The organism is Nesterenkonia suensis, assembly GCF_054782935.1.
Genome location: NZ_BAAGRN010000025.1, coordinates 65068 through 83899 on the forward strand (window position 1 = coordinate 65068; position 18832 = coordinate 83899).

At 69.9% G+C, this 18832-nt stretch carries 18 protein-coding genes and 2 riboswitches; of the genes, 12 read left to right on the forward strand and 6 right to left on the reverse strand.

The window, feature by feature from the left end:
• From ACYVKI_RS13895 to ACYVKI_RS13910, 4 genes are all read right to left on the reverse strand, one after another.
• On the reverse strand, positions 1-564 hold the full coding sequence (locus ACYVKI_RS13895; RefSeq protein WP_460690960.1) for a hypothetical protein: 564 nt from the start codon (positions 562-564) through the stop codon (positions 1-3).
• The gene (locus tag ACYVKI_RS13900) at positions 561-2144 is read right to left on the reverse strand and encodes a sodium/proline symporter (protein ID WP_460690961.1); all 1584 of its coding nucleotides are present in this window, start codon (positions 2142-2144) and stop codon (positions 561-563) included. Before ACYVKI_RS13900 ends, ACYVKI_RS13895 begins: the two co-directional genes overlap by 4 nt.
• Positions 2141-2356, reverse strand: coding sequence for a hypothetical protein (locus tag ACYVKI_RS13905; RefSeq protein ID WP_460690962.1), 216 nt, complete (start codon positions 2354-2356; stop codon positions 2141-2143). The genes ACYVKI_RS13900 and ACYVKI_RS13905 overlap by 4 nt, the downstream gene beginning before the upstream one ends.
• Positions 2357-2468: 112 nt before the next feature.
• Positions 2469-3434, reverse strand: coding sequence for a LysR family transcriptional regulator (locus tag ACYVKI_RS13910; RefSeq protein ID WP_460690963.1), 966 nt, complete (start codon positions 3432-3434; stop codon positions 2469-2471).
• A 137-nt stretch (positions 3435-3571) separates the two neighbouring features.
• Here ACYVKI_RS13910 and mmsB point away from each other — a divergent pair, with 137 nt between their 5' ends.
• From mmsB to ACYVKI_RS13935, 5 genes are all read left to right on the forward strand, one after another.
• On the forward strand, positions 3572-4576 hold the full coding sequence (gene mmsB / locus ACYVKI_RS13915; RefSeq protein WP_460690964.1) for a 3-hydroxyisobutyrate dehydrogenase: 1005 nt from the start codon (positions 3572-3574) through the stop codon (positions 4574-4576).
• Between the two features lie 5 nt (positions 4577-4581).
• A complete protein-coding gene (locus ACYVKI_RS13920; protein WP_460690965.1) occupies positions 4582-6123 on the forward strand; it encodes a CoA-acylating methylmalonate-semialdehyde dehydrogenase in 1542 nt (513 codons plus the stop codon).
• A gap of 220 nt (positions 6124-6343) precedes the next feature.
• Complete coding sequence (locus ACYVKI_RS13925) at positions 6344-6748, forward strand: hypothetical protein (protein ID WP_460690966.1); 405 nt, start codon at positions 6344-6346, stop codon at positions 6746-6748.
• Between the two features lie 164 nt (positions 6749-6912).
• Positions 6913-8028 (forward strand): hypothetical protein, encoded by a 1116-nt coding sequence (locus ACYVKI_RS13930; protein WP_460690967.1) that lies wholly within the window; start codon positions 6913-6915, stop codon positions 8026-8028.
• 25 nt (positions 8029-8053) lie between these two features.
• Entirely contained in the window at positions 8054-9202 is a 1149-nt protein-coding gene (locus ACYVKI_RS13935) for an ATP-binding protein (RefSeq protein ID WP_460690968.1), read from the forward strand.
• Positions 9203-9566: 364 nt separating this feature from the next.
• Here the strand turns inward: ACYVKI_RS13935 and ACYVKI_RS13940 are convergent, their stop codons facing one another.
• The gene (locus tag ACYVKI_RS13940; RefSeq protein WP_460690969.1) at positions 9567-9695 is read right to left on the reverse strand and encodes a hypothetical protein; all 129 of its coding nucleotides are present in this window, start codon (positions 9693-9695) and stop codon (positions 9567-9569) included.
• A 7-nt stretch (positions 9696-9702) separates the two neighbouring features.
• Positions 9703-9814, reverse strand: a riboswitch (SAM riboswitch).
• 378 nt (positions 9815-10192) lie between these two features.
• Here ACYVKI_RS13940 and ACYVKI_RS13945 point away from each other — a divergent pair.
• The 7 genes from ACYVKI_RS13945 (at position 10193) to ACYVKI_RS13975 (ending at position 18146) form a co-directional block, all read left to right on the forward strand.
• Positions 10193-10813, forward strand: a complete 621-nt coding sequence (locus ACYVKI_RS13945; protein ID WP_460690970.1) for a flavin reductase family protein — start codon at positions 10193-10195, stop codon at positions 10811-10813.
• A gap of 109 nt (positions 10814-10922) precedes the next feature.
• Positions 10923-11042: riboswitch (SAM riboswitch) on the forward strand.
• A gap of 10 nt (positions 11043-11052) precedes the next feature.
• A complete protein-coding gene (locus ACYVKI_RS13950; RefSeq protein WP_460690971.1) occupies positions 11053-11925 on the forward strand; it encodes an ABC transporter ATP-binding protein in 873 nt (290 codons plus the stop codon).
• Positions 11926-12066: 141 nt separating this feature from the next.
• On the forward strand, positions 12067-13203 hold the full coding sequence (locus tag ACYVKI_RS13955; protein ID WP_460690972.1) for an aliphatic sulfonate ABC transporter substrate-binding protein: 1137 nt from the start codon (positions 12067-12069) through the stop codon (positions 13201-13203).
• A complete protein-coding gene (locus ACYVKI_RS13960) occupies positions 13203-14114 on the forward strand; it encodes an ABC transporter permease (RefSeq protein ID WP_460690973.1) in 912 nt (303 codons plus the stop codon). The genes ACYVKI_RS13955 and ACYVKI_RS13960 overlap by 1 nt, the downstream gene beginning before the upstream one ends.
• Entirely contained in the window at positions 14105-16237 is a 2133-nt protein-coding gene (acs, locus tag ACYVKI_RS13965) for an acetate--CoA ligase (protein ID WP_460690974.1), read from the forward strand. The genes ACYVKI_RS13960 and acs overlap by 10 nt, the downstream gene beginning before the upstream one ends.
• Positions 16234-17607: an O-acetylhomoserine aminocarboxypropyltransferase/cysteine synthase family protein gene (locus ACYVKI_RS13970; RefSeq protein ID WP_460690975.1), complete on the forward strand. Its 1374-nt coding sequence runs from the start codon at positions 16234-16236 to the stop codon at positions 17605-17607. Before acs ends, ACYVKI_RS13970 begins: the two co-directional genes overlap by 4 nt.
• Positions 17607-18146, forward strand: a complete 540-nt coding sequence (locus tag ACYVKI_RS13975) for a CoA-binding protein (RefSeq protein ID WP_460690976.1) — start codon at positions 17607-17609, stop codon at positions 18144-18146. Before ACYVKI_RS13970 ends, ACYVKI_RS13975 begins: the two co-directional genes overlap by 1 nt.
• A gap of 110 nt (positions 18147-18256) precedes the next feature.
• Here the strand turns inward: ACYVKI_RS13975 and ACYVKI_RS13980 are convergent.
• Positions 18257-18832, reverse strand: a 576-nt coding sequence (locus tag ACYVKI_RS13980; RefSeq protein WP_460690977.1) for a hypothetical protein, incomplete at its 5' end; no start/stop codon positions are given.

The window sequence follows — 18832 nt, forward strand, 5'->3', positions numbered from 1 at the left end:
TCAGGCGCGGAACGCGTAGTGGCGCCCGGTGATCGCGTCCACCACGACCTCCACCTCGCGGCCGGCGCAGGTTCCGGTCACCCACCAGTTGGGTTTCGCGAAGCACAGCGGCTCCTGGGCGAGCTCGAGCGGGGCCCCGGTGTCGAGCCGACGACGGCGCAGCATGACCCCGCCGATCATCCGGCGGGCGGTCTCCACCGCCTCGGTCCGGCCGATGCGCGCCGGTGGGATCGGAGGTGGGGGTTCCCCGGGACGCACCTGCTCACGAGGCAGAAAGTCGATCTCGGTCCAGGGCTCCGCGACATAGGCCCGTCCGCCCACCAAGTCGACCAGCGCGTGGGCGCGCAGCTCCCCCACCGAGCCGAGCCGGGGTCGCCGCCGGAGAAACTCCACCGCAAGCATCGGGTGCAGATGCAGCTCCGCCGAGAGGTCGGAGTCAGATCCCCCCGCTCCGGGGATCTTCGCGACGACCCGACGGATCGCGACATCACGCCCGATCGTCGTCGGCCACACCACCTGGGGCCTCAGCGGCACGGTGGGCGCCGCGGTGGACTGCTCGGTCATGGCCGGCCCTGCCGGGGCTGGTCCTCCTGCGGCTGACCTTCTTCAGGGCGGGTCGGGCGCTGGGTGGCCAGGGATGGGTCCTCACCGAAGACCATGCGGGCCGGCACGGCTCCGACCCGTGCGGTCTCCTCCACTGCGCGGCGGATGTGGTCCGGGACCGGGTTCACCGTGGAGGTGGCCAGCGAGACGACCACGATGGTGATCGTCGAGGACAGCAGGCCCACGACCATCGCGTCGACGCCGAGCAGGTCGGCCGAGCCGGAGAGCTCAGCCGCGACGGCGCTCACCGTGCCCGCGATCATCGAGGCGATCGCACCGGCCGCATTGGCCCGCTTCCACCAGACAGCGCACACATAGGCGGGGACGAAGGCCGCCCCGAGCACCGAGGTGGCGAAGACGACGACGTCGAAGACTCCTGGCGGCCGGGTCATCGCGAGGACCAGCCCGATCACCGCCAGCACCAGGATCGTCACCCGAGAGACGCGCACCGAGGCCCGCTCGGAGAGGTTCTTCTGGACGAACCGACCCCAGAGGTCCTGGGAGGCGATGGTGCCCGCCTGCAGCAGCAGCGCATCCGCTGTGGACATGATCGCCGCCATGATCGCCGCCATCACCAGACCCACTGCGAAGGACGGCAGGACGGTCTCGGCGACGCTGAAGATCGCCATCTCCGGATCCTCAAGATTCGGCACGATCAGCAGCGCCATCATCCCCACCAGGTAGGCCCCGGGGATGAACAGCAGGTTGAAGCCGGTCGCGTACAGGCCCGCCCGGCGCGCCACCGAGGGCCGCCGCATGGACATGTGGCTGACGTTGACATGCGGCCAGCCCATGTACCCGATGGAGAAGACCAGCAGGGCGCCGAGGATGATGCCCCACTGGCCGAAGTGCTGGCCCTCCGCGCCCCACATCGTCAGCAGGTTCTCATTGATCGCGGCGAGCCCTTCGTGGCCGGCGGTGAGCCCTCCGACGTGCTGCAGGGTCGCCACCAGGATCCACAGCATCCCGATCACCAGGATGATCGCCTGGAAGAAGTCGGTGTAGGCCACGGCCAGATAGCCGCCCATCAACGTGTACCCCACGATGACGCCGACAGCGATGATCAGCGCGATGTTGAGGTCCAGGCCGGTGACCATGGCCAGCCCCTGCCCGCCGGCCAGCAGCTGGGCGAGCACATAGAAGAACATGCAGAACAGCGCGATCGGCGCGGCCACGGCCCGGGTCCACACCGAGGGGTATCGGTGCTCCAGGTACCCGATCGAAGTGATCGAGCCCAGCAGGTGGGAGAGTTTGCGCATTCGCCGACCGAGCACCGAGAGGTTCAGCACCCCGCCGCCCAGATCGCCCAGGGCGTACCACATGGAGTAGTAGCCCTGGGAGTAGCCCAGCCCGCCGGCGCCGAGGAACATGTATCCGGACATCGAGGTGCTCTGCAGCCTCAGCGCGGTGACGGCGGGTCCGAGCCGACGGCCGCCGAGCAGGTAGCCTTCGCGGTCCCGGGAGCTGATCCTCGCCACCCAGGCGCCGATGGCCAGCAGCACCACGAAGTAGACGACGAGGTAGACGATCTCGATGCTCATCGGATCCCCCCTCCGTCGTTCGCGCCGGTATGGTCAGCACCGGCATGGTTCGCGCCGGCGTCATCACCGGCGTCATAGTCGGCGTCATAGTCGGCGTCCTCCACGGCCCAGCCTCGGGTGCTGACGTAGAAGACCACCGTGTAGACGACCCAGAAACTCATGACCACCGTCATGATGATCGTGGTGCTGGTCGGCAGACCGAACATGGTCATTCGCCTCCTCTGACGGGACCTGGAGGGGCGACGTCCAGCACGCGCACCGCTCCGCTGTGATCCATGCCACTATGCTCCCCCAGTGCTGAGCGGCCCCGGAGGCAGCACACTGTCAGTCGAACTCTCCCGCACCTGACAGAGTGTCACCGACCGCGCCGGACGTGCCGGCCAGCCGAACCTCCATGCGTCGACCATGCTCGCGCAGCGCGGCATAGACCGCCTGCACCGCCGGATTGCGCAGCGCCTCCTGACGCCCGACCGCCCAGTAGGACAGCTCATGGGCGTACTCGTCGGCGAGCAGCCGGTGCAGCTGCGGCTGATGATCGGCCACGAAGTTCGGCAGCAGCCCGATGCCGGCGCCCGCCGTGGTGGCGGTGACGTGGGAGAGCACATTGGTGGAGGCGATGCCGCGGCGCATGGCGGGAAGAGCCTCGGTGGCCCGGTCGAGATCATCGATGGTCAGCACGGCCTCGACGTAATAGTTCAGCCGGTGCCCGGCCAGCTCGGCGAGGCCGGCCGGACGGCCGTGGCGCTGCAGATACTCCTCGGTGGCGTAGAGGCCCAGCGCGTAGTCCATGACCAGCTCGGCCCGGGCACGATGGATCTGCGGTCGACCCACGACGATCTCCAGGTCCAGTCCGGACCGGGTCTGCCGGGCTCGCTGGGTCGCACTGATGAGCTCGACGGCCAAGTGCGGGCTCGCCCGCTGCAGCTCCGCCAGCGCAGGAGTCGCCACGTGGACCGCGAAGGCGTCCGGGCAGCCCAGGCGGACCACTCCAGAGATCGACCCGGGCCGGTCGCCGTCACCGGCCAACGAGGCCAGGGCGTCTTCGACCCGCTCAGCGGCGCCCAGCACGCGCCGCCCCAGGGCGGTGACCTCCCAGCCGGTCGGGGTACGGGCCAGCACGCGCCCGCCCAGGGAGCGCTCCAGCGCCGCGATGCGCCGCGAGACCGTGCTGTGGCTGATCCCCAGCACCTCGGCGGCCGCACTGTAGCGGCCCAGCCGTGCCACGTGCAGGAACGTCATCAGCGCCTCGAGGTTCTGGTGGGGCGGCTCCACATCTGGCTGGCCATCCATGCCCCGAGTGTGCATCTGTGCACACCGACCGTGCAATCTTGCGGGACCGTCGTGCATTGAAGCCGAGGCCCGCCCCTCCTACTGTGAGGCATGACACAGGCGCGCCGACGGCGCGCCCCTCGCTGAAGGAGGAGCACATGGCCACCTACGGATGGATCGGACTGGGCACCATGGGCGGCCCCATGACCACCAACCTGGTCGCCGCCGGCCACACGGTCCGAGGCTTCGACCTGGACCAGGAAGCTGTCGCCGAGTCCGCCTCCCACGGGGTGCAGACCGTGGGCAGCATCGCCGAAGCTGTCGACGGCGCCGACGTCGTGTTCACCATGCTCCCCCGCGGCGAACATGTCCGGGCCGTCTTCGGCGGCGAGGGCGGCATCTGGGCCACCGCCGGCACCCAGACCCTGCTGGTGGACTCCTCCACAGTGGACATCGAGACCTCCCAGCACTGCCATGACGTCTCGTCCGAGCGTGGCTTCCGTTTTGTGGATGCCCCGGTCTCCGGAGGGGTCTCCGGGGCCGCCGCCGGGACCCTGACATTCATGGTCGGCGGGGAGGAGGGCGCGGTCGCCGATGCCGCCGAACTCATCGAACCGATGGCCGGACAGGTCATCGCCGCCGGAGGGCCCACCGCCGGCATCGCCGCCAAGATCTGCAACAACATGATGCTGTTCATCGACCTGCTGGCCGCCGCAGAAGGTTCCCAACTGGCGGAGAAGCTCGGCCTGGACCCGAAGGTCTTCTGGGAGATCGCCTCCGTCTCCTCCGGGCACTCCTGGGCGCAGCAGACCTGGTACCCGGTGCCCGGGGTCGTGGACTCCGCCGCCGCCAACCGCAACTACGATGCGACGTTCCGCGCCGACCTGGCGCATAAGGACATCAGCCTGGCTCTGGACGCCGGGGAGAAGACCGGGGTGAGGCTGCAGGCCGCCCAGTTGGCCCGCCAGCGATTCGCCCAGCTCATCGAAGAGGGCTATCCGGACAAGGACTGCACGCTGATCGTGAAGTACTCCTCGCCCGACGGCGGCGCCCCCGGCTGGGACGGGACCGGCTCCGCCCGGACACCATCCAGCCCAACCGACGACCCAACAGACGACCCAGCAGCTCAGGCCGCTCCCGCGGCCGAGACCGGAAAGGCCTGACCACCATGGCATCGACCACCCCCAGCGGCTCCCCCACCGGAGCAGCCCGCGGCGTCGACGGCGAGCTGCCCGTCATCGGGCACGTCATCGGCGGCGAGACCATCACCGAGGCCGCCCGCCACACGCCGGTCCGCAACCCGGCCACCGGCCGGGAGACCGGACGGCTCGCCCTGGCTGACGCGCAGCGGGTCCGCCAGGCCGTCGACGTCGCCGCCGCGGCGCAGAAGGCCTGGCGCCGCACCGGGCTGGCCAAGCGGACCCAGATCATGTTCCGCGCCCGGCAGATCCTCGACGAACGCCGCGCCGAGATCGCCGCCACGATCACCGCCGAGCATGGCAAGGTCCTCTCCGACGCCGACGGGGAGATCACCCGCGGCCTGGAGAACGTGGACTTCTGCACCGGGCTGATGCACCACCTCAAGGGTGAGTACGCCGAGCAGGTGGCCACCGGGGTGGATGTCCACCAGGTGCGGCAGCCGCTGGGAGTCGTCGCCTGCATCACCCCGTTCAACTTCCCGGCCATGGTCCCGCTGTGGATGGTCACCACGGCGATCGCCGCGGGCAACGCGGTGATCCTCAAGCCCTCCGAACGGGACCCCTCGGCCTCACTGCTGATCGCCCAGGCGTTCCGCGACGCCGGGCTGCCCGACGGCATCCTCAACGTGGTCCACGGAGACAAGGAGGCCGTAGACGAGGTGCTGGTCAACCCCGGCGTCGCCGCGGTGAGCTTCGTGGGGTCCACCCCGATCGCGAAGCACATCTACGCCACCAGCGCCGCGCACGGGAAGCGGGTCCAGGCCCTGGGCGGGGCGAAGAACCACATGGTGGTCATGCCCGACGCCGACCTGGACTCCGCCGCCGACGCCGCAGTCTCCGCCGCCTATGGCTCCGCCGGCGAGCGGTGCATGGCGATCTCGGTGGTGGTCGCCGTCGGAGACATCGCCGATGAGCTCGTCGAGAAGATCCGCACCCGTGCCGCGGACCTGAGCATCGGCGACGGCACCGATCCGGCCTCGGAGATGGGTCCGCTGATCACCGCGGAGGCTCTGGACCGTGTCACCGGCTATGTGGCCGGTGCGGCCGAGGAGGGGGCCTCCGTGGTCCTCGACGGCCGGGAGCAGCAGTTCGACGGTGAGGGCTACTTCATCGGCGCCTCCCTGCTCGACCACGTCACCCCGGGGATGCGGGTCTACGATGACGAGATCTTCGGCCCCGTGCTCTCGGTGGTCCGTGTGGGCAGCTATGACGACGCCGTGGAGCTCATCAACGCCAGCCGCTACGCCAACGGCACTGCCGTGTTCACCCGGGACGGCAAGACCGCCCGCGAGTTCGAGTTCGACATCGAGGTCGGCATGGTCGGGGTCAACGTCCCGATCCCGGTGCCGGTGGGCGCCTTCAGCTTCGGCGGTTGGAAGGACTCGCTGTTCGGCGACACCCACATGTACGGCCCGGAGGCCTTCACCTTCTACACCCGCCGCAAGGTGGTCAGCAGCCGCTGGCCCGAGCCCAGCGACTCGCAGATCAGTCTGGGATTCCCCACCCACTGAGGCTGGCACCACCCCGGCCGATCAGGGTGGGATCAGGGTCGAATCGGGGTCGGCTCCGGGTCGCGACCTGGTGACATGACCCGGCCTCCACCAGTAGTTTCGAAGGACCGGCGGAGCCGAGGGACGACAGGAGCCGGACAGGTGGCGCCCAGGCGCTGCCCCGGAGCCGCCCCGCCTCGGCTGCACCCACCAGGGTCATGACGGAGCGAAGGAGTTGACGATGGGACTGCTCTCACTGGGTGTCGGCATGGCCGTGGGCTATGTGATCGGCACCAAGACCGGCAGAGAAGGCTTCGACAAGGCGCGCAGGTCCGCCTCTGAGGCCTGGAACGACCCTGACCTGCAGGAGAAGATCCAGGACACCGTCTCTTCGGCGACCGACACCGCCGGCAGGGTGGCCCAGGAGGTGGCGGAATCGGCCAGACGGGCCGCCGCCGCCGCGGCCGAGGCTGTCAGACAGGGCGCCACGGAAGCCTCAGACACCTTCGACGAGGAGTTCCACGCCCCGGAGACCGTGCCCTCCAGCCACGGCGACGTCGACAGCGACCCCGGGCTGAGCACGGAGAAGGACGGCAGCGACTGGGCCCAGGAGGGCGGAAGCCCGGGCACCCGCGACGGCGGCTGACCGGCTCCTCCACACAGAGGGGGGTTCGGCGGTGTGGGCCCTGATGACAGCCGTTCGCGGCTGATCAGGGCCCACACCGCCGAGCCACCTGCAGGCAGGGCCGGAACGTCAGACTCCTGCGGCCTCCCGACGGCGACGTCGCACCCCGGGATATCCTGGTGCCCATGGCCAGCCACGGGAACGCTTCGCAGTCGACCGCCGCGGACGGCGAGACGATCGACATCGAGCTCGGCGCCGAGCCCACGGCGCTGGAGCGGTTCATCGCCGACCACGTGCAACCCCGCGCCGACGAGCTGCGCGACGCACCCCGAGTCCCCCACGACATCGCGCTGCTCCAGCGTGAGCTGGCCCGTCGGCAGATCAGCGTCCGTCAGGTCGACCCGCACCATGCCGTATTCACCTTCGGAGACGTCGTCGTCGGCGGCATGGACCGCTCTGTGACCACCCTCGTCTCCGCGAACGCGCGCCGGATCGCCCGCAACAAGGCCCTGACCAGACGACACTTCGAGCTGCAGGAGATCCCCTCCCCCGCTGGCCGTTCCTTCCGCGAGAAGGAGATCACCGAGGCCGCCAAGTATCTGGGGGCGCTGTCCGGCCCGGGAGTCCTCAAGCCCGCCAGCGGCCGCTCCGGGCTGGGGATCACCGTCGGCCTGACCAGCTCCGAGGAGCTGCGCCAGGCCTGGCCGGTGGCCTTGGAGTCCCGGCAGACCCAGGAAGCACCCAGCAGGCGCCTGCTGATCGAGCAGTTCCATGACGGTCTGGACCTGCGGGCCTTCGTCGTCGGCGAGCGGCTGATCTCCGCGATCGTCCGGGTCCCGCTGCACCTCGTCGGCGACGGCTCCTCGGAGCTGCGCGCACTGCTGGAGGACACTTTCGCCCGTCGGCAGCGCCACAGCCTGCTGGCCGAGCATCTCCCCGAAGTCCGGGAGGCCGACCTGCGGCCGCTGGGCCTCTCCCTCTCCTCGGTGCTGGAGAAGGGCGAACTGGTGATGCTGAATCAGGCGGCGAACCTCCGCGCCGGTGGGGTGCCGGTGGATGTGACCGACCAGGTCGGAGAAGACCTCGCCGACCTCGCCGTCGACGCCATGTGGGCGGTCCCCGGCCTGTATGCGGCCGCAGTGGACCTGCTGGTGCCGGACCTGACCACCGCCGAAGGAGCCGTGGTGCTGGAGGCCGAGGCCAGTGCCAGCCTCGCCCCGCATCACTTCCCCGCCTACGGCAGGTCGCGGGACGTGGCCGGGGCGATCGCCGAGCAGATCCTGATGTCCGCCTCCCTGTGATGCGGAGGAGGTTATCCTGTGACGCATGTCCCCTGAATCCTCCGCCCCGACGGACAGCCCCGCCGAGACGACGACCTCCGACGGCCCCGCGTCACCTCCGGAGCGGACCGCGCCGGTGCTCTCAGCCTCTGCTGACGCCGTCGAGCGATTCATCGCCTCCCACGTGGAGCCCCAGGCGGACCAGCTGCGTACCTGGAGCCGGGTCTCCGCCCATGACCAGCTGCTGATGGCAGCCGCCAAGCGTCAGAAGATCACCGTGAAGAAGATCAACGACACCAACCGCCTGCTGTTCCTCTCTGGTGTGGTGATCGGCGGCATGGACTCCGTCATCACCTCCCTGGTCAGCCACCAGGCGCGGCGCGTCTCCCGGTCCAAGCAGATGACCAAGCGGTACCTGATGGCCTCGGAGGTGCCCACCCCGAAGGGCCGGGCGATCAGCCCCACCGAGTTCTCCCGGGCCGTGAAGTACATGAAGGCGGTGAGCGGGCCCGTGGTGGTGAAGCCGTCCTCGGGCCGCGCCGGTCAGGGCATCAGCACCGGGGTGCGCACCGAGGCGGGCCTGCGGCAGGCCTGGCAGGAGGCGATGGCCTCCCGGGCGGCCACCTCCAACGTCCGATACCAGATGATCGTCGAGGAGCATCACCCCGGGCTGGACCTGCGCGTCTATGTGGTGGGGGAGAAGGTCGTCGGCGGCATCGTGCGTGTGCCGTTCTACGTGGTCGGCGATGGCGTCTCCACCATCGGCGAGCTGGCGGAGGCGGAGATCCACCGGCGCCGGAAGAACACCTATCTGCGGGCTCGTCAGCCGCAGGTCACCGAGGAGTTCCTCGCTCGGATGGGCCTGACCACTCAGGACGTCCCGGAGACGGGGCGCATCCAGAAGCTGACCCCGATCGCCGAGACCACTCGCGGCGGCGGTGTGACGGTGGACGTGACCGATCAGCTGCCCGATGCGCTGAAGGAACTCGCCGTGGACGGGCTCTGGGCCATCCCCGGACTGAGCGCCGCCGCCGTCGACCTGCTGGTGCCCGACCTGGAGACCGACGAGGGCGCAGTGGTCCTGGACGTGAACCCGTACGCGAACATCGTGCAGTTCCGGTACCCCGCCTATGGGCAGCCGCGCATGGTGCATGACGCGATCATGGAGCAGATCCTGCACCGCGCCTCGCGCTGAACCGCGGTGGACCGTCCGCGCAGGAGGTTCTGCACCACCACATCACGTCTGCCTCACCAGATCTGCTGGGGCAGACGTGATCTGACCGTGCGAAACGGTGAGGAGGAGTGAGGATGGACGACGGCGGCAGGGACGGGACGCACGTGCAGCGAGCCGGTGCTGAGGACGCCGGGCGTCGCCCTGGCAGAGGCCCCGGCGGATGCGCCTGATGCCGACGCCCGGCGATTCTACCGCCGCCAGGGCTTCCAGGAGATCGACCCCAAGACGGGAGACCACGCCCTGCTGATGCAGCACCAGAGAGGAACTCCCGACGCCGACCACGCGGCCATGCCCAGTGAAACCACGGGGCCGACGTCGGGAGAGTCTATGGGGCGCCGGAAGGCGCCGCACCGGAGGCGGGACGCGCGGTCCGGCGGACGCCGTCGACGCCGTGGTGGATCCCGTGGCGCCGCGCGGCGTGGAGGGTCATGAACACATGACGTGGTGAGATCATCAGGCAGTCTCCATCGTCTCTGGCGGTAGCACCGTTCCCCGGACCGCAAGGAGCGCGGCTGCACCGGGTGGTTGCTGCGACGTCGTCGAGCCAGATCTCTCGGTCGCTCTGGATGGGTTGGTGAATCCCAGCCTACGCCGCAGACCTGAACATTCGTCAAACTCCACGGATAAGTTCATGACATAGAACGTAAGAATGCGCGGACCGGGCTGCGTCACGTCCCCTCCTCCCCTCGACCTCCCATTCCCCCCCTCGAGGAGCCCGAACCCTCTCTCACGGCCCTCCCTCCGGCTCCTCGGCCGGCTCCTCAGCCAGCCCCCCTCGGACACGCCGTTGAAGGTCTCGACCGGCGTCCGTACGCTGGCCTGACGAGACCTTCCCGAGCGACTGAGAGATCGGGCTCGACGACGCCGCAGCCACCCTGCGACGTGCCCCGCCTGCCTGGCGAGCACGTCGGAGGCGGTGTTGCCGCCAGGACCGATGGGAGCTGATCCTCCATGAGCGCAGCACTGGCCACCCCTGGGCCCCCTGCGACCACCCCGACCCCTGCGACCACTGCCGAGGCGCCCGTGCAGAAGACCCACGACGTCGTCGCCTCCCGCGAGGCCACCCCGCTGAGCACCATCGACCCGGGGGAGCTGCGTGAGGTCTTCGGACGCTTTCCACAGAGCGTGGTCGTCGTCGCCGCCGCAGTGGACGGCCGCCCGGAGGGACTCGTCGCCTCCACCTTCACGGTCGGAGTCTCGCTGGAGCCGCCGCTGGCCACCCTGGCGGTGCAGCACAGCTCCTCCACCTGGCCGAAGCTCGTCGGCGCGGATGCGGAGCTGGGCATCTCCCTGATCGGTCGCGGCCAGGAGGCGCTGTGCCGGAAGATCGCCTCCAAGGATCGTCAGAGCCGCTTCTCCGGGGTAGACCTCACCACCGGAGCGCGGGGCGCGATCACGCTCGACGGCGCACCGGTCACCTTCACCACGCGCATCCACGATCAGGTCCGGGCCGGGGATCACGACATCATCGTGCTCGAACTGCTCGACCTCGCCGTCGAGGAGGACGCCGAAGCGCTGGTGTTCCACCAGAGCCGGTTCCGAACCCTCGACCCGCTCTCCTCCGAGAGCTGACCCCTCCCCTCCTGCGAAGCGCTGCCGAGCAAGCCCCCGCTCCGGGGATGTCTCATACTGTGACATCTCCTTTGCCCGGTCGGCCCCGATGTGCGTAGGGTTGACAGTGCCACCATCCCGAGCGGCTGAGAGATCTGGCTCGACGACGCCGCAGCAACCTTCGGATGCGCTGATGGGCCGTCTGTGCCCATCGCATCAGAAAAGGTGCTACCGCCAGGATCGATGGGAGAGATATTCCTATGGGTTCCTCTGCACCCACACTCGCCCCCCGCGAGTCTGACCTGTTCACCTCTGGACCGTCCGGCGGCACGGCCGTGCTCGAACGACCCGCCGCCGCGGCCACCCACTCCTTGGACGTCGAGCTGCGTGACGTCGGACGCAGCTTCGACGGTTGCACCGTGCTGCGCGACGTCGACCTGCACGTCTCCCCCGGTGAGGTGGTCGCCATCCTGGGTGCCTCCGGCTGCGGGAAGTCCACCCTGCTGCGTGCCGTCGGCGGCCTGGACACCGGGCACACCGGGACGGTCGTCATCGACGGCACCCCCGTGCGCACCTATGACGAGCGCACCGCCGTCGGGTTCCAGGAGCCACGGCTGCTGCCCTGGCGCTCAGTCCACCGCAACGTCTCGCTGGGCCTGCCACGCGGCGTCCCCAAGGCTGAGGGCCAGGATCGGGTCGATGAGCTGCTCGAGCTGGTCGGCCTCGCCGAACGCGCCCAGCTGCGCCCGCGGGAGATCTCCGGAGGGATGGCGCAGCGCGCCTCGCTGGCCCGAGCGCTGGCCCGGCGCCCCGGAGTGCTGCTGCTGGACGAGCCCTTCGGCGCCCTGGATGCGCTGACCCGGCTGAAGATGCAGGACCTGCTGCTCGACGTCCACGCGCAGACCGGCACCACCGTGCTGCTGGTGACCCACGACGTCGACGAAGCCCTCCAGCTCGCCGACCGCATCCTGCTGCTCGGCCCTGACCCCTCCGGTGACGCCCGAGAGGGCGCCACCGTCTCCCGGCTGCTCACCGTTCCGGGCAGCCGACCCCGCGACCGCGCCTCCGCCGAGCTGGCCGCCCTGCGCGGTGAGCTGCTCGCCGGGCTCGGTGTCGACGCCCACGCACATTGACCCCGTCCGCTCTGCCCTGCGCGGGCGTCCGAGCATGACCCGCACGCCCCTGGTCTCCGCCGGGCGGCGCCAGCGAGAGTCCGTCTCGGCCGGGGCGCAGGCAGAGCGACGACCACCACCCACGAAAGGTCCGTTCACCTCATGCCCAGCCTGACCACTCCCTCCCCCCGTCCTGTCCCCGGCGCTGTCCCCGGCGCTGTCCCCGGCGCTGTCGGCCGCACCAGCCGCCAGCTCAGCCGGGCCGCCCGCACCGCGATCGCCGGCGTCGGCGTGACGCTCCTGGCCGCCGGCTGCGTAGAGGGCGAAGGCAACGGCGCCGGAGCCGACGGCGAGTTGGAGACCCTCAGCATCGACTTCGCCACGTACAACCCGCTCAGTCTGGTGATGATGGAGCACGGCTGGCTCGAGGAGGAGCTGGCTGAGGCCGGCACCGACGTCGAGTGGATCCAGTCCCACGGCTCCAACGACGCCAACGAGAAGCTGCGTGCCGGGGCGATCGACCTGGGCTCCACGGCCGGCTCGGCGGCGCTGCTGGCCCGCGCCAACGGCTCACCGATCCACATGGTCCTCATCGAGAACCAGCCCGAATGGTCAGCATTGGTCACCTCCCCGGATTCCGGCATCGGCGACGTGGAGGACCTGGAGGGCGCCTCGGTGGCCGCCACCCTGGGCACGGACCCGTACTTCTTCCTGGTGCAGTCCCTGCAGGAGGCCGGTCTGGAGATCGGCGACGTCGAGGTGCAGAATCTGCAGCATGCCGACGGCCACACTGCGCTGGCCAATGGGGACGTCGACGCCTGGGCCGGGCTGGACCCGATCATGGCGGGCGCCGAGGCCGACGGCCAGGAGCTCTTCTACCGCAACGTGGACTTCAACACCTACAGCGTCATCAACGCGACCGAGTCGTTCATCGACGATCACCCGGAGGTCGTCCAGACCGTGGTGGACGTCTATGAGCAGGCGCGTCAGTGGGCCCTGCAGAACCCGGACGAGACGGCAGAGATCCTCGCCGAGTACGGAAACATCGACTTGGAGGTCGCCGAGACCGTCATCCAGGAGCGGTCGAACTTCGAGGTCGACCCGGTCCCCGGCGAGGCTCAGCACCAGGTGCTCCAGGAGGTCGGCCCGATCTTCATCGACACCGGCGACGTCTCCAGCCAGGACAGCATCGACGACGCCCTGGAGACCCTGTTCCACCCGGAGTTCGCGGAGAATCGTGCCGCCACTGAGGCAGAAGGGGCCGACGATGAGGCCACGATCGTCGAGGATGATGAGTGATGAGCCAGACGCTGCCCGATGACGCCCACCCCCGGGCCGAGGCGGCCCGCCTGCAGTCCGCCGAGCCGGCGCAGGCGGTGGGCGAACGGGACTCTGCCGCGCCCCCGGCGGTGACCGACCCGGACAGTCCGACCGCTGCAGTGCCCGCTCCGGTGCGCCGGATCCCGGGAGGACGGGTCCTGCTCGGAGCGATCGTGCCGCTGGCGCTGCTGGGACTCTGGTACGGCGTCGCGGCCTCCGGGATGTTCTCCCCCGTGCAGCTGCCGGCCCCGCAGACCGTGCTCAGCGCCGGCGTGGAGCTGTTCGAACGCGGGGAGCTCTACCAGCACATCGCGATCTCCGTGCAGCGTGTGCTGCTCGGCTTCGGCATCGGCGCCGGCCTGGGCCTGGTGGTGGGCTCGCTGCTGGGACTCTCCCGTGTCGCCGACACCCTGCTGCACCCCACGGTCGGAGCGTTCCGTGCGGTCCCCTCCCTGGCCTGGGTGCCGCTGCTGATCCTGTGGATGGGGATCCATGAAGACTCCAAGGTCACGCTGATCGCGATCGGCGCGTTCTTCCCGGTGTTCACCGCCGTGCACTCTGCCCTGCGGCATGTGGATCCGCATCTGGTGGAGGCAGGCCGCGCGTTCGGGTATCACGGGCTGCGACTGCTGGTCACCGTTCAGCTGCCGGCAGTGGTGCCCAGTGTGTTCTCCGGGCTGCGTCTGGCTCTGGCACAGGCCTGGCTGTTCCTGGTGGCCGCGGAGCTGATCGCCTCCTCCATGGGGCTGGGCTTCCTGCTGACCGATTCGCAGAACAACGGACGCACCGACCGCCTGCTGCTGGCCATCATCCTGCTGGCCGTGCTGGGCAAGCTCACCGACGCCCTGCTGGGTGTGGTCGAGCGGAAGGCGCTGAAGACATGGGCGTGACGCCTGCGTCAGACATCGATCGGGCGACGCCGCAGCACCCGCTGGCCGCGGACGTCCACTCCTGGGCGGACCCGATCACCGAACAGCAGCGCCTCGGCTTCTGGGATCGGGCGGCGTCGCTGCTGGACTGGGAGACCCCCTGGCACACCACGCACTCCTGGACGGATCCCGACCCGCGGTCCCGCCGCGGCCCGGACATCCGCTGGTTCGACGGGGGAACGCTCAACGCCGCGGTCAACTGCGTGGACCGTCATGTGGCTGCGGGGCGCGGTGACGTCGTCGCCCTGCATTTCGAAGGTGAGCCCGGGGACCGTGAGGACGTCACCTACGCCCAGCTGCAGGACAAGGTCAATCAGGCCGCCAATGCCCTGACCGCCCTGGGTGTGGGTCGCGGGGACCGGGTGGTGATCTACCTGCCGGTGCTGGTGGAGACGGTGGTCATCACCCTGGCCTGCGCCCGCATCGGCGCGGTGCACTCGCTGGTCTTCGGCGGGTTCTCCGCCGAGGCGCTGCGTTTCCGCGTCGAGGACACCGGGGCGACGCTGCTGGTCACCACCGACGGCCAGTTCCGCCGCGGGCAGGCCGTGCCGGTGAAGCAGCGGGCCGACGCCGCCGTGGAGGGCCTGACCGTGGCCGAGGGCGGCAGCCTGGCCCATGTGCTGGTCATCCGGCGCACCGGCTCGGATGCCTCGTGGACCAGCGAGGACCTGGCCGGGGACGGTCTGGGCCGGGACGTCTGGTGGCATGACGTCGTGGAGACCGCCTCCGCCGAGCACACCCCGCAGGCCTTCGACGCCGAGCAGGACCTGTTCATCATGTACACCTCCGGCACCACGGGGAAGCCGAAGGGCCTGGTGCACACCACCGGCGGATACCTCACCGCGGCGCTGTTCACCTATCTGCGACTCTTCGCCCACCCGGACCCGGCACGCCGTGTCGACGACGTCCACTGGTGCACGGCGGACCTGGCCTGGGTCACCGCACACACCTATGAGATCTACGGGCCGCTGGCCGCCGGCGCCACGCAGGTGATCTACGAGGGCACGCCGAACACTCCGCATCCGGGGCGCCACTTCGAGATCATCCAGCGCCACGCCGTGACCACCTACTACACCGCGCCGACCCTGGTGCGCTCCCTGATGGGCTGGTTCCCCGAGGGTGTGCCGCCCGAGTATGACCTCTCTTCGCTGCGCCTGCTGGGCACCGTGGGCGAGGCCGTGAACCCGGAGGCCTGGACCTGGCTGCGCAGCCAGCTCGGCCAGGACACCCGCGACGACGACGGCGCCCCGGCCATTGCCATGGTGGACACCTGGTGGCAGTCCGAATCCGGCTCCACGGTGATGAGTCCCCGTCCGGAGGATGCCGAGTTGAAGCCCGGCTGCGCCTCCCGGGCGATGCCGGGTGTGGCGGTGGACGTCGTCGACGACGCCGGCACCCCGGCGCCTGCCCAGACGCAGGGCAGCATCGTGCTCACCCGTACGGGGCCGGCCATGGCGCGCACGGTCTGGGGCGATCCGGAGCGGTACTTCACCTCCTACTGGGAGAAGTACGCCGACCGCGGCTGGTTCCTCGCCGGCGACGGCGCCAAGCGGGACGCTGAGGGGGACATCTGGATCCTGGGTCGCATCGACGAGGTCATCAACATCTCCGGCCACCGGCTCTCCACCATCGAGATCGAGTCGGCGCTGGTCTCCCACCCCGAGGTGGTGGAGGCCGGGGTGTGCCCCGTGCCGGACGCGACCACCGGCCACGCCGCCGTCGCCTTCACCGTGCTCACCGACACGGCCCGCGAACGACTGACCCGGGAGGGCGGCGTCGTCGACGCCGAGGCGGAGGTGGAGCTGCTGGCCGCCCTGCGCGCTCATGTGGGGGAGGTGATCGGCCCGGTGGCCAAGCCCCGGACGGTGATCCCGGTGCCGGAGGTGCCGAAGACCCGCTCCGGGAAGATCATGCGCCGACTGCTGACTCAGCTGCACCAGGGCGAATCCCTCGGCGACACCACCAGCCTGCAGAACGAGCACTGCGTGCCGCAGATCGCGCAGATCTGCCAGCACCGTGGCACCGCAGCCGCCCGAACCACTGACCCTGACCACCTCTCTCGACCGATCCAGGAGCTTCCATGAGCGATCGACAGTTCGGATTCCGCACCCGGGCCCTGCATGCCGGGGCCGTGCCGGATGCCGTCTACGGCACCCGTGCGGTGCCGATCCACCAGTCCACCTCCTTCGTGTTCAAGGACACCGACGACGCCGCGAACCTCTTCGCGCTGCAGAAGTTCGGCAACATCTACTCCCGGATCGGCAATCCGACCGTGGCCGCGCTGGAGGAGCGCCTCGCCTCCCTGGAGGGCGGCATCGGCGCGGTGGCCACTGCCTCCGGCATGAGCGCGGAGTTCCTGGTGTTCGCCGCGCTGTGTGAGCAGGGGGACCACATCGTGGCCTCCTCGAAGCTCTACGGCGGCACCATCACCCACCTGGATGTCTCGCTGCGCCGCTTCGGCATCGAGACCACCTTCGTGGACTCGGACGAAGCGGAGGACTTCAAGGCCGCCCTGCAGGACAACACCAAGCTGATCTTCACCGAAGTGGTGGCCAACCCGAGCAGCGACGTCGTCGACCTGCCCGGCCTGGCCGGGGTGGCCCATGACCACGGGGTGCCGCTGGTGGTGGACTCCACGTTGACCACCCCCTACCTGCTGCGTCCGATCGAGCACGGCGCGGACATCGTCACCCATTCGGTGACGAAGTTCCTCGGCGGCCACGGCACCACGCTGGGCGGGGTGATCGTGGAGTCCGGCACCTTCCCGTGGAACAACGGGAAGTTCCCGCAGATGACCGAACCGGTGGAGTCCTACGGCGGGCTGTCCTGGTGGGGGAACTTCGCCGAGTATGGGTTCCTGACCAAGATCCGGGCCGAGCAGCTGCGCGACTTCGGACCGTCGCTGACCCCGCAGGCGGCCTTCCAGCTGATCCAGGGGGTGGAGACGCTGCCGCAGCGCATGGAGGAGCACACCGCCAATGCGCAGAAGGTGGCCGCATGGTTGGAGGCCGACGAGCGCGTGGAGTACGTGAACTTCTCCGGTCTGCCCTCGCATCCGCACCATGAGCGGGCGAAGGACCTGCTGCCGCTGGGCACCAGCTCGGTGTTCAGCTTCGGTGTGCGCGGCGGTCGGGAGACCGGTGCCCGGTTCATCGAGGAGCTGCAGCTGGCCAGCCACCTGGCCAATGTGGGTGATGCGCGCACCCTGGTGCTGCACCCGGCGTCCACCACCCACCAGCAGCTCACCCAGGATCAGCTGGCCGCCGCCGGCATCCCGGAGGATCTGATCCGCATCTCGGTGGGTCTGGAGGATGTCGACGACATCATCTGGGACCTCGACCAAGCGCTGGAGCGCGCACTGGCCGCCCAGCAGGACCCCGACCGGGAGACCCCTACCGCCGTCACGGCGGGGGCCGGTACGGTCGGGGCAGCACAGAACGGAGGCGAGGCCTGATGACCACCGCACCTGAGACGCAGAGCAGCACCGGGGCCAGCAGCGAGCACCCCCACGGGCTGTGGGAGGAGCCGGGCGCGGCACGGCGCCTCCAGCTGCTGCGGGCGGCGAAGTCCGTGGCGATCGTGGGCATGAGCGACAAGCCGGCCCGTGCCAGCTACTTCGTGGCCACCTACCTGACCTCGGACTCCTCCTATCAGCTGTACTACGTGAACCCCCGGATCAGCCAGGTGCTGGGTGAGCCCGGTTACGCCTCACTGAAGGACCTGCCGGAGGCTCCGGACATCGTCGTGGCCTTCCGCAAGCCGGCGGATCTTCCGGCCCTGGCGGAGGAGGCCGCCGAGGTGGGGGCCCAGACCCTGTGGGTGCAGCTGGGCATCCATTCCGAGGAGGCGATGCAGCGCGCCACGGACCTCGGGCTCCATGCCGTCCAGGATCGATGCATCAAGATCGAGCATGGTCGATTCCACGGCAATCTGCACCTGGGGGGCTTCGACACCGGGGTGATCAGCGCCAAACGTCAGCAGCTGGACGGCTGACACCGCAGAGGTCTCGGTCCCGGGACTGACACCAGAGGCACCAGCACGCACAGGGTGGCCCCAGTCCGATGGACTGGGGCCACCCTGTTGCCTACGAGGCGATCACCAGGTCAGGCGCGCCGCGCGCGCACTGCCCATCCGATGGCGACGGTCCCCAGGGCCAGAGCGCCACCTGCGGCCAGCAGAATCATGGCCCCCTGTGAGAGACCGGTCTGGGCCAGCTTCTCGTCCGAGCTGGCAGGCTCGGGCTCGGGTTCCGGCTCGGGTTCCGGCTCGGGCTCGGGCTCGGGCTCAGGTTCCGGCTCGGGCTCGGGTTCCGGCTCGGGCTCCGGCTCCGGCTCCGGCTCCGGCTCCGGCTCCGGCTCCGGCTCCGGCTCAGGTTCCGGCTCGGGCTCGGGTTCCGGCTCCGGCTCCGGCTCCGGCTCCGGCTCCGGCTCCGGCTCAGGTTCCGGCTCGGTGCCGTTCTCCCCGTTCTCGCCGTTCTCCCCGTTCTCGCCGTTCTCGCCGTTCTCGCCGTTCTCCCCGTTCTCGCCGTTCTCCCCGTTCTCCCCGTTCTCCCCGTTCTCCCCGTTCTCCCCGTTCTCCCCGTTCTCCCCGTTCTCCCCGTTCTCCCCGTTCTCCCCGTTCTCCCCGTTCTCCCCGTTCTCGCCGTTCTCGCCGTTCTCGCCGTTCTCGCCGTTCTCGCC

Excerpts from the sequence above, each read along its gene's own strand:
- ACYVKI_RS13905 (WP_460690962.1), bottom strand. The coding sequence starts at position 2,356 with ATGACCATGTTCGGTCTGCCGACCAGCACCACGATCATCATGACGGTG.
- ACYVKI_RS13930 (WP_460690967.1), top strand. The coding sequence starts at position 6,913 with ATGGCCAGCCACGGGAACGCTTCGCAGTCGACCGCCGCGGACGGCGAG.
- mmsB (WP_460690964.1), top strand. The coding sequence starts at position 3,572 with ATGGCCACCTACGGATGGATCGGACTGGGCACCATGGGCGGCCCCATG.
- acs (WP_460690974.1), top strand. The coding sequence starts at position 14,105 with ATGGGCGTGACGCCTGCGTCAGACATCGATCGGGCGACGCCGCAGCAC.
- ACYVKI_RS13910 (WP_460690963.1), bottom strand. The coding sequence starts at position 3,434 with ATGGATGGCCAGCCAGATGTGGAGCCGCCCCACCAGAACCTCGAGGCG.
- ACYVKI_RS13925 (WP_460690966.1), top strand. The coding sequence starts at position 6,344 with ATGGGACTGCTCTCACTGGGTGTCGGCATGGCCGTGGGCTATGTGATC.
- ACYVKI_RS13960 (WP_460690973.1), top strand. The coding sequence starts at position 13,203 with ATGAGCCAGACGCTGCCCGATGACGCCCACCCCCGGGCCGAGGCGGCC.
- ACYVKI_RS13920 (WP_460690965.1), top strand. The coding sequence starts at position 4,582 with ATGGCATCGACCACCCCCAGCGGCTCCCCCACCGGAGCAGCCCGCGGC.
- ACYVKI_RS13935 (WP_460690968.1), top strand. The coding sequence starts at position 8,054 with ATGTCCCCTGAATCCTCCGCCCCGACGGACAGCCCCGCCGAGACGACG.
- ACYVKI_RS13900 (WP_460690961.1), bottom strand. The coding sequence starts at position 2,144 with ATGAGCATCGAGATCGTCTACCTCGTCGTCTACTTCGTGGTGCTGCTG.
- ACYVKI_RS13950 (WP_460690971.1), top strand. The coding sequence starts at position 11,053 with ATGGGTTCCTCTGCACCCACACTCGCCCCCCGCGAGTCTGACCTGTTC.
- ACYVKI_RS13940 (WP_460690969.1), bottom strand. The coding sequence starts at position 9,695 with ATGATCTCACCACGTCATGTGTTCATGACCCTCCACGCCGCGCGGCGC.
- ACYVKI_RS13975 (WP_460690976.1), top strand. The coding sequence starts at position 17,607 with ATGACCACCGCACCTGAGACGCAGAGCAGCACCGGGGCCAGCAGCGAG.
- ACYVKI_RS13955 (WP_460690972.1), top strand. The coding sequence starts at position 12,067 with ATGCCCAGCCTGACCACTCCCTCCCCCCGTCCTGTCCCCGGCGCTGTC.
- ACYVKI_RS13945 (WP_460690970.1), top strand. The coding sequence starts at position 10,193 with ATGAGCGCAGCACTGGCCACCCCTGGGCCCCCTGCGACCACCCCGACC.
- ACYVKI_RS13970 (WP_460690975.1), top strand. The coding sequence starts at position 16,234 with ATGAGCGATCGACAGTTCGGATTCCGCACCCGGGCCCTGCATGCCGGG.
- ACYVKI_RS13895 (WP_460690960.1), bottom strand. The coding sequence starts at position 564 with ATGACCGAGCAGTCCACCGCGGCGCCCACCGTGCCGCTGAGGCCCCAG.